This window comes from Thermoflexibacter ruber, assembly GCF_900113045.1.
Classification (GTDB): domain Bacteria; phylum Bacteroidota; class Bacteroidia; order Cytophagales; family Thermoflexibacteraceae; genus Thermoflexibacter; species Thermoflexibacter ruber.
In genome coordinates, this window is record NZ_FONY01000059.1 from 1958 (window position 1) to 14252 (window position 12295).

General features: G+C 34.5%; 16 protein-coding genes. All 16 read left to right on the top strand.

All coding sequences use genetic code 11. From position 1 onward, the window contains the following. The coding region (locus BM141_RS23215) for a hypothetical protein (protein ID WP_177217484.1) at positions 1–381 on the top strand (381 nt) is incomplete at its 5' end. Positions 382–406: 25 nt separating this feature from the next. Next, on the top strand, positions 407–1051 hold the full coding sequence (locus tag BM141_RS20535) for a hypothetical protein (RefSeq protein ID WP_143091034.1): 645 nt from the start codon (positions 407–409) through the stop codon (positions 1049–1051). Between the two features lie 68 nt (positions 1052–1119). After that, positions 1120–1791: a hypothetical protein gene (locus BM141_RS20540; protein ID WP_143091035.1), complete on the top strand. Its 672-nt coding sequence runs from the start codon at positions 1120–1122 to the stop codon at positions 1789–1791. Positions 1792–2269: 478 nt separating this feature from the next. Beyond that, positions 2270–3499 carry a hypothetical protein gene (locus BM141_RS20550; protein WP_091549340.1) on the top strand — a complete coding sequence of 410 codons (1230 nt, stop codon included), beginning with the start codon at positions 2270–2272 and terminating at the stop codon, positions 3497–3499. Positions 3500–3603: 104 nt separating this feature from the next. Beyond that, positions 3604–4254 carry a hypothetical protein gene (locus tag BM141_RS20555; RefSeq protein ID WP_091549341.1) on the top strand — a complete coding sequence of 217 codons (651 nt, stop codon included), beginning with the start codon at positions 3604–3606 and terminating at the stop codon, positions 4252–4254. Positions 4255–4273: 19 nt separating this feature from the next. Further along, positions 4274–4516, top strand: coding sequence for an HTH domain-containing protein (locus BM141_RS20560; RefSeq protein WP_091549342.1), 243 nt, complete (start codon positions 4274–4276; stop codon positions 4514–4516). Between the two features lie 252 nt (positions 4517–4768). Next, on the top strand, positions 4769–5587 hold the full coding sequence (locus BM141_RS20565; protein WP_143091036.1) for a carboxypeptidase-like regulatory domain-containing protein: 819 nt from the start codon (positions 4769–4771) through the stop codon (positions 5585–5587). 21 nt (positions 5588–5608) lie between these two features. Next, positions 5609–6274, top strand: a complete 666-nt coding sequence (locus BM141_RS20570; RefSeq protein WP_091549344.1) for a hypothetical protein — start codon at positions 5609–5611, stop codon at positions 6272–6274. Between the two features lie 511 nt (positions 6275–6785). Further along, on the top strand, positions 6786–7754 hold the full coding sequence (locus BM141_RS20580; protein WP_143091037.1) for a hypothetical protein: 969 nt from the start codon (positions 6786–6788) through the stop codon (positions 7752–7754). 82 nt (positions 7755–7836) lie between these two features. Beyond that, positions 7837–8325, top strand: coding sequence for a hypothetical protein (locus BM141_RS20585; RefSeq protein ID WP_091549347.1), 489 nt, complete (start codon positions 7837–7839; stop codon positions 8323–8325). A gap of 149 nt (positions 8326–8474) precedes the next feature. Continuing rightward, entirely contained in the window at positions 8475–8717 is a 243-nt protein-coding gene (locus tag BM141_RS20590; RefSeq protein WP_091549348.1) for an HTH domain-containing protein, read from the top strand. A 106-nt stretch (positions 8718–8823) separates the two neighbouring features. Then, complete coding sequence (locus BM141_RS20595) at positions 8824–10077, top strand: DUF3103 family protein (RefSeq protein WP_091549349.1); 1254 nt, start codon at positions 8824–8826, stop codon at positions 10075–10077. 74 nt (positions 10078–10151) lie between these two features. Further along, positions 10152–10775: a hypothetical protein gene (locus BM141_RS20600; RefSeq protein ID WP_091549350.1), complete on the top strand. Its 624-nt coding sequence runs from the start codon at positions 10152–10154 to the stop codon at positions 10773–10775. A 109-nt stretch (positions 10776–10884) separates the two neighbouring features. Further along, on the top strand, positions 10885–11127 hold the full coding sequence (locus tag BM141_RS20605) for a helix-turn-helix domain-containing protein (RefSeq protein WP_091549351.1): 243 nt from the start codon (positions 10885–10887) through the stop codon (positions 11125–11127). Between the two features lie 394 nt (positions 11128–11521). Continuing rightward, complete coding sequence (locus BM141_RS20610) at positions 11522–11911, top strand: hypothetical protein (RefSeq protein ID WP_091549352.1); 390 nt, start codon at positions 11522–11524, stop codon at positions 11909–11911. A 127-nt stretch (positions 11912–12038) separates the two neighbouring features. Continuing rightward, positions 12039–12295 (top strand): hypothetical protein (locus BM141_RS20615; protein ID WP_091549353.1); only part of this gene is annotated, 257 nt, incomplete at its 3' end.

Sequence of the window (12295 nt, forward strand, 5' to 3'; positions counted from 1 at the left end):
AGTGTTCAATGGAATAATACCAATGGGAATGGCACTGTACAAGTATCTTCTTACGGTTGCTCTCCAGAACCCGCAAATCGCATAGGTTCTTTGAACGTTACGATTACCGCAAGTTTAACTCCATACTTTTGTAACAATAGCCCTCTTTCTAATGGTAAAACTGAAGGTTGCGATGCAATACTTCAATATACCGTTTGCAATATGCCAAGCAATTGCGGCTATACTTGGACTTATAAATTAAAAGGACAACCTGCCGCTTCTGCTTATACATCTAATCCTACTTGGGGAGCGTTTAGTGGATGTAGTGGAGCGGCTGTTTTTGATTATGTATGTGTAAGACCTGCTTGCTCCTCTACACCTTCTCTATGTGTTAATTATTAATCAACTAACTAAATCTATTGAAAAAATGAAAACTTATTTTTTAAAAATTTGCTGTCTGCTGTATTTAACAGCAAGTATTTTTACTTCCTGTAAATCGAATAAAGAACCTGTAAACCCAAGCGAATCTATTAAAATGGATTTTCAAGGAGAGATTTTAGGGTATCAGCTTTCTTTAAAATTAGGCGAAGACAATATCATTAATAATTCTTCTGTTCTTTTTACGCTTCCTGATGTATTTGCAGACCCTTCGGAAGTACAATTGGGAGCAACTTTACAAAATGAGAACTATTACCTTTCTCTAACTGCTCCTAAGCTCAAGTATTCAGTGTACAATTTTGATGCGGTAAAACAACTGCTCAATGTAGGTAAAAAAAACATAGGAACAGAAAGTTTAACCTCTGATGTAAATGCCAATGAAAACACCTTTGTCTTTATGTTTTCAAGTAAAAAACTTTTCAATTCCAATAAAGCATTCATTAGCAAGGGCATGGAAGGACATTCTTTAGAAATCACAGAAGCAAAGGAAATACCGGGAGAGGCTGGCTTTGAGAAGGGCATCGAGATAACTGCAAAAATCAATTGTAGGCTGTACAGTGGAGATACTTACGAAGGTGATTTGAAAAACGGTATGATGACCTTGAAATATTTTTATGCTCCTTATCGAAAATAATTTTCAAGTTCCCGCCTTTGAAGAAAGCGAGTTTTTGCTTTCCTCAAAGGCAAAAATATGATACAAAAATGAAAAAATACATTTATATTTTATTAATTTGTGTGTTAGCAACAAGTTGCAACAAACATAGAGATGCTGTAATCACTCCTGTAAATGCTGAGTTGGCTACTTTTAAAGCTACTTTTATGGGGCAATCTCTTTCACTAACAGAAAGCATAACAGATAGTATTTTTAGTAACTCTGGTTTTGGGTATTTATTGGAAGAAGGGAAAAGACCAAGTTTTATTCATGCTTTTATGGATTTGATTTCACGCCCTAACAAGCCTCATGACCGTATTCATCTTTATCTTCCTACTATTCGTGTAGAAGATTTTACTTTTGAAGGTGTCCAAAGGTTGCTTTCTGTAGGCAAAAAAGAGTTTGAAACTAATCCTATATTTGGGAATGATAAAACCTATGATTTTGCTTTTAAAAGAGGGTTTATTTTTGCGTTGGCTTCTCTAAATCCTGCTTTATCACCTCAGGGGTATAGAAACATTTTTCATACAGTAGGAGACCAAACGGGAAGTGAGTTAAAAGTAGTGGAAAGCAAAGAAATATTCCCCCCTTCTGGCTATGAAAGAGCGATACAGACAAGATTTTCCCTAAACTGCAAACTTTATTCAGGGGGACAGTTCATCGGTGAAATGAAGAATGCAGACTTTACCCTGAAGTTTTATTACAAAAAGCCTGATTTTTAAACTGTTTTCTAAGCGAGAGCTTCCCTCTAAGCGAATCTCTCGCTAACTTTATACCCACCTCACTGCAAGCATTTTGCAGTAGCTCTTAACATTCCGTTCATATTGAATACTTTTTTTGATTTGAGCGTTTAGAGAAAATACAAATATTTGAAAATCAAAATTTTGCAAAAAAGTAAATCTCTCACCAATTCATAAAATCATAACACTCACTGCAAGGTATTTGCAGTGGCTTTTTTTGGAGGGAATAAGGATATTGGCTACCTTTGCAAAGTACAAATCAGCCAAGCAAAAGAAGCTACTTTTTTGCCTGTCTTTTCCCTTCGTTGCAACGATACTTTTTACTGATACGTCTTTTTTAAAGTAAATTATTTTTTTAAACGAACATTTATGAAAGTTAATCAAAAAGGAAAATTTCCAAATTTCCAAATTTCCAAATTTCCAAATTTCCAAATTTTTTAGTAGAAATTATTTATTCAAATTGCAAGTTTTAGGAGTTTTTTTGGGCTTACTGCTACTTAACTCGTGCAAAAAAAGTGAGATTACTGAGATAAAAGAAGATTCTTTTTCTCGAAATCGATTACCTACAAATGAATCAATATCTATAGAACAAATGTCCCGCACAATTGACCAAATCAGTGAAGTTGGTGGTATTATTAAAGAAGTAGTAAAAGAAGAAGCGTGTTTGAAAGAAATTTTAGCGTTGATTTACTCGGGTTATTATTTAGATGAACAAGTTTTTTTATATGATTTACTCTATTCGCAAGAAAGTAGATTATTTAAAAGTAAACTTGTTACAGAACAAGGGCTTGAATCAAGTAAATTTAAGGCAAGATATCTAAATACACTTAACAATATAAGTGGTAGTAAATCAAATATACAGAACTACGACAAAAACCTAACTATCTATTTCCCATATTCTAAAAACTTTAAAGAAGGACTGGGAGAGGCTATTACTTTTGTATTTGCGAATAGAGATGGAAATGTTGCTAAGGGCAAAAAGATAGATAGAAAAACAAACAAGGAAGAAGATGTAAGTGTTGATGAGGCTTATGCTATGAAAAATCCAACTTTTATTATAGGTATTAATAGCTTGTATGATAATGCGCTCACTATAGAACATAAGATAAAGCAAGCAGAAAAATTTGAAAAACCAATTTCTACAGGTAGAGTAGAAAATACTATTCTCAGAGTAAATCATCTATATGGTAAGCTATCCCAGCAATTAGATGCTTTGATTAGTTTCACTGGTAATGGTGGTGGGTCTGAGATTTATATCGGTAAAATAGACGGTTATTTAAAGCCTGAAAATCAACAAATTACAAGTTTTGATGGCAATATTAAATTTCTGTATTTTAGTAGAAGTGCTATATCAAGTAATGCGTATGTATTTGATAATCACATTTGGGATTTTGATTGGGAATTAGATAATACTCAACAAGTGTATGCTGTATGGGAAGAAGATACCCAAGGAACTAAAACTTTTAGTGGTAGTTTGCAAACAAGAGGACAGAATAATCCTAATGCCAATTTCTCCTACAATATATCCATAACCTCTCAAGATGCGATTGTTAGACAACTTACAATTACAAGGTCTGCCTATTTAGCTACAGCTACTCTCAATCAAGGCTGTGGATTTTCAATAGAAGGTTGGCCGTTTTATGAATGTAATACCCTATGGGCTTGGGCATGGAAGTATCAAATTCTTTAATAAATTAATTTATCGAATATAAAAATCTAATCTTACGAACTTGTAAAGTAAAATCATTCATTATATAGCTTTACAAGTTCTCTACTAAAAAAGAATTAACTTTTATGAAAAGGTTTTTAAAGTTTTTAATTACTCTGATTGCATTAGCTACTTTTTTCAAATCCCTATACGGTCAAGAAAAATCTACTTTCAATATCAAAATAAGTGGAGGTAGTGCATATAGCTTTTTCTTAACCCGTTACCAAGAAAACCCATTCAGTTTACCTGATATTGTAGATATTTATAAAAAAAGTCATATTGGCTATACCTACGCAATCTCTTTGAGCAAAGTTTGGAAAGATGACAATAGGCTGTCCATAGGCTATGGCTTTCAAGAATTTAGGAGAGTAGTTAATTTACAAACTTTAAGTGCTTATATCGAGAATTATCGCATATTCCATCGCGATAATATTTGGGATATTAGCTATGCAAGAAATTTTCTAAAGGGTAATAAGCATTTCTGGTTTGGTAGCGGACTCTACTATCTCAGACCTATTCAGCAAGAAATACAAGCTAATAATAGAGTAATCATGCTGGTAACAAGAGATAATAAAAGACACCGCCTTCACGAGATAGGGATAAAAATAGAAATGGATTATGAGTTTAAACTAAGAGAAAATATTTATAGTGGTTTAAGATTACAATATGCTCATGGTCTTTCAGATGGACAAGCACACTTTGTTTCATTAACTTCTTATTTCAACTTAGCATTTTAGTTTTTTTACCTACCTCCCTATGAGTTTGACTAAACTGACTAAGCTATTAGACATTCACGAGCAGATTAAAACAAAGAAAACAGGCAAACCTGCCTCACTTGCTAAGAAGTTAGACATCAGCGAAAGAACGCTTTACAACTACATCAAAGAACTAAGAGGCATGGGCGCACCTATTCTCTACTGCCATGTGGCAGAAAGCTATGTGTACAAGAAAGATTGGCGGTTTGAGGTATTAGCGTATCTGTGGAAGTATAGGAAATGAACGCAAAAGAAACTATTTTTTTTGCCTGTCTTTTCCCTTCGTTGCAACGATAGTTTTTACTGATACGTATTGACAAAGATTTTGCTTTAAAAGTGTTCATTGTAAAATTTATGCTTTGGCGAACACTCAAAAACTAATCCTCACTTTTGACTTTCTGAACTTTTACTATTCTATTTTTTTCAAACAAAATTCTTATATCAAAATGATTCAAAAAATTAATTATCAGAGGTTTAGCCCCCCCCCAGAAAACTATTGCTTTGCTGGACTTGCGTCTTTTTCGTACTGACGAGTAGTTTCTCCTCAGATTTATTCGCACAAGCTGGTAACATTACGATTTATGGGGGTAGCTCAAACGTAATCGGTGGCAGCACTTGGAATTATTCTGTCATTGGGGCAAGTTGTACCCAGACCAATTGGTTTGTGAGCGGTGGAACTGTTCTTTCCTCAAGCAATACTACTGTTACTATACAATGGAATGTTTTAAGTAGTAATGGCACTATCCAAGTCTCTTGCTCTGGTTGTTCTCCCGAACCTGTAAGCAGGTATGGTTCTTTGAATGTTACGATTACGGCACCTACTATTACTATTTCTGGAAGAATTACAAATTCTTCTGGTCAAGGTATCAGTGGAGTTAGTATTGGAGGAACGACTACCAACAGTACAGGAAATTACTCAATTACTGTTAGTGTAGGCTATTCAGGAATATTAACACCAATTTTGAATGCTCATGCTTTCTCACCTGCAAGTAGGTCTTACTACAGTGTTACTACTAATCAAGTCAATCAAGACTACATCCGTCTTACCCCATATTTTTGTCAATTTGAGGCACCACGTTCTCCCAACACGCCTGTTTCTCCTATCTCCACCTGTGAAGCCATCTGGCAGATTTGTAATTTACCGAGCAACAGTTATGTTTGGAGATTTACCAATTGGGATAATACTACCTTTGATGAACCAACTACTACTAATCAATCTCCGATGTTTAGAGTGCCTTGTGGGGGCAGAAATACATTTAAGAGTGTATGCGTAAGAGCTGTAAATACTACAGAATGGTATTGTATTAATTATTAACCACAACATTTATCTTGAATTATGAAAAAACATCTTTTTATCGCATTGTTACTTTTTGCACTATTTTCAGGTTGCAGAAGAGCAGAAGAGCAAGTAAATGCTCCTGTACAAGCAGATTTAGCTGTCTTCAAAGCTGAATTTTTAGGAGTTAATATCAGCATTGTAGAAAGTGAAAAGGATAGTATTTTTAATCATCCTACTTTTGGTTATAAAGTAGAAGAGGGTAAAAAGCCTGAATATATCCACACTACTATGAACCTTGTTCAGAGAAATAATACACGGATTTATCTTGATTTACCCACGATAAGAACAGAAGACTTCACTTTTGAAGGGCTTAAAAGAATATTGGCTGTAGGTAAAAAAGAGTTTGAAACCAGCCCTATCTTAGGCTCTGATGGAACATATAATTATGCCTTCAAAAGAGGCTTTATATTTACTCTCTCTACCCAAGACCCACGTTTGTCTGAGGGAGGCTATCGTCGTCTTTTTGACACTATGGGAAACCAAACAGGTAGCGAATTGAGAGTAACAGAAAGCAAGGAAATATTCCCTATTGCTGGCTATGAAAGAGGCATCCAAGTTAGATTTTTGATGACTTGCAAGCTCTATTGGGGCGACCAGTTCATCGGGGACATGAAGAATGCAGAATTTACCCTGAAGTTTTATTACAAGAAACCTGATTTTTAAACTGTTTTCTAAGCGAATGCTTCCCTTTGAGGGAAGCATTCGCTAACTTTATACCCACCTCACTGCAAGCATTTTGCAGTAGGTTGTAACATTCCGTTTATATTAGGGTTTCTTTTTGATTCTATGACTTACTTAAAAAAAATAACTTGCTCTCAATCAAAATCTTATCAAATAAAAATCCCTAATTTATTCACCTTTCATTCACATTCTTGTTTACAAAAATATAACAAAGGGTGCAAGGGATTTGCAGTGGCTTTTTTTGGAGAAAATAAGGATATTGGCTACCTTTGCAAAGTACAATTCAGCCAAGCAAAAGAAGCTATTTTTTTGCCTGTCTTTTCCCTTCGTTGCAACGATAGTTTTTACTGATACGTCTTTTTTAAAGTAAATTATTTTTTTAAACGAACATTTATGAAAGTTAATCAAAAAGGAAAATTTCCAAATTTCCAAATTTCCAAATTTCCAAATTAGTGGGCTTTTTTTATTAAAAAATCAAATTTTAGCCACCTTATTGCTCTGCCTACTCGTATTGGGAGGATGTAAGAATGAGTTGAATGAGATAGGAAAAGAAGTACAAATCAGTGAGCAGCAATCGCAAACAGCTACTTCAAATTTTTTAACTACAAAAGATGAAGTCAAAGTGGTGAATGGAAGATTGGTATTTGCTAATCAAGAGGCTTACAATAGGATTGTGGCTCAACTTGCAAATATGACGGAAAATGAAATGAATACATGGGAAAATACAATAGGCTTTTCTTCCTTGAGAACTTACAATATTAGCAATATTGCATCACAAGTTCTATCTAATATTCCCCCAAATTACCAGACATTATTGAATACTAAGGGAGAGTATCAGATAGATACATCTATTATATGGTTTAACTCTGATGGCTATGCTTATATTATTGAAAATGCTGATGAAAAGCTATTGAAAAAACTACGAAGCAACCCTAAAAATTCATCAGTAAGAAAAATGTCTTTTGGCATTAAAAATATCCCTATCAAAAAAACATCAGATGGTTTAATTACAGCAAATGCCACCATACCCGGCGGCAGTATAGATGCAAGGTATCAATACCAATACAATTACGGTGGAATTACTTATAAAATGGTTTTTGAAGTTTTTAGCTATGTCCAACCTGCATTAGGCCCTTATGGCTGGGGATATGCCAATGACTTATATACTGCTGTAAAATTAGAATATCGTAAAAATAATGGGACTTGGGCTACAGCAGGAGAAACATCTACAAAAACAATTGCAGGACGGAGCTACTATATTACTTGTGCAGGAGAAACTTTTAGCGGAGGATATTTTGGAGGAACAGTTAGCACAGCAGGTCAAGGTTATTATGTCAGACTAAACAGCTATTCTGTTGCTTCATCTTCTCCTGCAAGTTGGAATGTATCTATTGATGGTCGTTATTATGAAAACGTACCCATTCATAACCAAACATACGTGGTTGACCCTGCAACTTGGTAAGCAATAAAGCAGATTTCTTAATGACCGTCAAGGAATCTGTTTATTATTATTTTTTTTAATCATTAAATTAATTTATCAAATTATGAAAAACGCTTTTTTTTTATCTGTATTTATCTTTTTACTTGTTAGTTGCAAAAAAGAAACTAACCCTGAGTTTTCTGGCAATGCAACAATGAAAATTAACGGGAATGCTACCCAAATGCGTATTGAAAGTGTTTGGCCTTTTGCGAGTAATATAGTCAATGTTAAGTTTAGTGGGGAAAACTCAATAAACTTAAATCTAACAATCCAAAAAACAGGCGATATAGAACGCAATAAAAATACTAATTTCCCTTTTGGAATAACAAGTGGTGATAATGCAGGTGCATCTCTTGTTACAGAGGGCATCAGTGGAGAATACGTATTTGTTACAAGTCCAAAAACACTTGGAGTAGAACAAGGAAGTGTCAATATAAGTAAATGGACTGATAATGAGGTAGAAGGCTCTTTTAATTTTATTGCTGTTGGACAAAGCAAAACTGATGTAAAAGTAAATGTTACAGAAGGGAAATTCTATGTCAAAAGGAAGTAGCAATTCCATTCCTGCATAAAGCACAAACTTGAGTTTATTCAACTGAAAATCACTTAGTTGTTAGATTAATAATTAATTAAGTGATTTTCAATAAATTAATCTTCTTACAACTAAAATATTATATTTCCTGATTCATTAACTAAACCCCTATGAGTCTTACTAAGCTGACTAAACTATTAGACGTTCACGAGCAGATTAAAAAAAAGGAAACAGGCAAACCTGCCGCACTTGCTCAAAGATTGGACATCAGCGAAAGAACGCTTTACAACTACATCAAAGAACTAAGAGGCATGGGCGCACCTATTCTCTACTGCCCTGTGGCAGAAAGCTATGTGTACAAGAAAGATTGGCGGTTTGAGGTATTAGCGTATCTATGGAAGTATAGGAAGTGACAGCAAAAGAAACTATTTTTTTTTGCCTGTCTTTTCCCTTCGTTGCAACGATAGTTTTTACTGATACGTCTTTTTTAAAGTAAATTATTTTTTTAAACGAACATTTATGAAAGTTAATCAAAAAGGAAAATTTCCAAATTTCCAAATTTCCAAATTTCCAAATTTCCAAATTTCCAAATTTCCAAATTTCCAAATTAATGGGCTTTTTTTATTAAAAAATCAAATTTTAGCCACCTTATTGCTCTGCCTACTCGTATTGGGAGGATGTAAGAATGGGCTGAATGAGATAGGAGAAAATACTTCTCTATATACTCAGCGAATAGTGCCGCTCAATGAAGCAACAAACGACGTGATGACTGCTAAACAACTCAACTTCAACTATGTTGAGATTAATGAAAATCTTGACAAATTTGCTCTTACCTTGGCTCTTAAAATGAAAGAAAAGGAAATAAGAGAGTTGATAAAAGAAGAAGCATTGAAAATGTTTGACGGAGATTACGATATTTTGTATAAAACCTTCAAAAATCTTAAAACTAAAGAAGGAGCAACTATAGAGGAAAATTTGGTTAAAACCAATAGAGATATTCGTTCTCAATCAGCAAAAATTCCTTTATTTCAAATCTCCGTACCTGTAGGCTGCGAAGGTTGGAATACAGATAGTTTTGTACCCTTAGTAGCAGTAGCCCCTCAAGGAATAAGAGAAAACGAAGTTTTAGCTATAAAGGCTTATGATGCAAATGGGAGCGTACATTACCTGAGTGCAAAGGAAACACCAAAAGAGCCTATCATTGTCGTTGGCATGAGCGAGAGAACAGATTTAGAAGGCAATGTATTTAAAGGATACGGTCCCCCTAAGAAGATTTCCTCTAATGGCCGCTTACAAAATAGTCCTGAATATTTAGGCAGATTATACAGTACAAATCCCACAGAGATAGAAAGTTGGTGGCTGGGAGATTGGGATATGCGTTTAAATGTAATTATTAGTTCTAATGGAGGGCAAAGTGCAAGTAGGATTATTGATAATATGAATTTTTCTGCAAGCCAGACATGTGTTTCAGAAACTCACGGAGGAGGTCAGAATGGTTGCTACTTTGGTGATTTCTTATTTACTTGGTTACCTTTGTATGGCGAAATAGTGAATTATAATTGGATAGAAGATGATGGAGGAGGTTGGATAAATGAGCTACAGGTACAAGCTACTTTTAATTTTTTAGGACAGAATATTACAGTAAATACCTCTATCCCTCAAAAACCTTTTGATAGAAATCTTGGACTGCAACCTATATGGAAAGGAGAACCTTCTGGAAGATATTATGGAAGTTCTTCTGTTTTCTCTTTTCAGATTTTCTTTACAATGTAACTCTTAATCTTCCACTTCGCAAGTCCTATAAACTTGCGAAGTGGTTATTTTATTATCAAAAATACATTAAAATTATGAAACGATTATTTTCTTGTTTAATCATCGCTTTATCTCTCAATTTTGTTATTTCTACAGAGCTATATGCCCAAGAGCGTAAAGACCTCATGTTGTCTTTAGGGATAGGATTATTCACTTCCCCTGAGGGAAAACGCTTTGAATCACCTCAAATAGGTGGAGGTTATGCCTTAGATATAAATTACTTTATTACCGAACGACATATCCTTAGTAGCAATTATACCTCAGGAAGGCACGAATATATGTTTAATCCTTATAGGCAAGGTACGCCTCCGCTGAGTAGTGTGCCTGCCTCTGATAGTGAGTTTCGTATTTTTTCACTCATGTATAAGTATCGCATAATCAATGTAGAAAGATTTAGTATTACTTTGGGTACGGGACTGAATCTGATGACGGAAATAAGGAGATTTCCCATATACGAGTTACGGAACGGAGATTTATTCTTTCAGTCTTTTTCAGATGTAGGAACTACCGATTTGGCTTTCCCGTTCAAAGGAGAGTTTTCCTTCAACATCGCAAATCGTTGGGCTGTTGGCTTGGAAGGAGGTATATTTCTCATGCCAACTGTACACCCTTGGTCTGGTTTTCACTTGTTTCCAAGAGTAAGCTATATTTTTAGGTAAGTGCTTTTCAAACAGAATTTTGCTAAAATTCCTCATAAAGCCGCAAATATGTAATGCTAAAAAATGCTTGAGGAATTTTAGCGTTTTAATCTTTTTTTACTACCTCCCTATGAGTTTGACTAAACTAACTAAACTATTAGACATTCACGAGCAGATTAAAAAAAAGAAAACAGGCAAGCCTGCCGCACTTGCCAAAAAGTTAGACATCAGCGAAAGAACACTTTACAACTACATCAAAGAACTAAGAGGCATGGGCGCACCTATTCTCTACTGCCCTGTGGCAGAAAGCTATGTGTACAAGAAAGATTGGCGGTTTGAGGTATTAGCGTATCTGTGGAAGTATAGGAAGTGAAGTAAGCTCATGCTTCCCTCAGAGGGAAGCATGAGCTTACTTTATATCCTCCTCACTGCAAGAGTTTTGCAGTGATTTGTAACATTTCGTTCACATTGAATACTTTTTTTGGTTTGAGCGTTTAGAGAAAATACAAATATTTGAAAATCAAAATTTTGCAAAAAAGTAAATCTCTCACCAATTCATAAAATCATAATACTTACTGCAAGGCATTTGCAGTGGCTTTTTTTGGAGAGAATCTGGATATTGGCTACCTTTGCAAAGTACAATTCAGCCAAGCAAAAGAAGCTATTTTTTGCCTGTCTTTTCCCTTCGTTGCAACGATAGTTCTTACTGATACGTCTTTTTTTCAATAGTCATTATTAGTTTTACTTTAAACTGTGTATTAAAACCAATGAAAAGATACTTTTTTCCTTTTATCCTAATTTGTTTCGCTATTTCGTGTAGCAAACCCGCTCCTTTTGACCCTCGCTTTTCTGGCTTTGAAGGAAGCGGCACTGTTATAGGCAAAGTACAAAATTGTAGTGATAATACCAATACTTGGCTGATTAGTTTTGAGCAGTATATGCCTGTGCCTATAAATCGCATACTTTCAAGAGATAGTATCGTTTATGAAGGTGATAAATATTATAATGTCGTAAAAGTACAAAATCCTCCAGAAGCACTACAAAAAAGGAACTTGCGAATATCTCTTTTAGAGTTGGATTCAATATCAAATAACTCAACAATTGGGTGCAACACATTTGTACTTGTATCTATCAAGCATTTTGACGTAAATAAATAACTAATTATTTTTTTATTTTAATCATTCTTATTGCATTAAAAATGCAATATCTATACCGATTGTGCTAGTTTGGAATTTTCAGTAAAAAAGGTTATCTCTAAGGTGCAACCATAAAAAGAGATAACCTATGCACCAAATCGCAATTGATTCAGTATTCAAAGATAATATAAAAGAGTTAAATTTATCAGATTTTCTGACCCTTACTTTTTTCATTATAGATGAAATTTACAAAGAAGTCGGTCAGTTAGTTGAACGTTCGGGACCTAAACCAACTTTTTCGGATAGTGAAGTGATTTGTCTAAATCTTGTCGGTCAAATGGTTTGCGATTCTGAGAAGGCTTGGTATAAAATAGTCAAGAAGAACTACTTAGCATTATTTCCTAA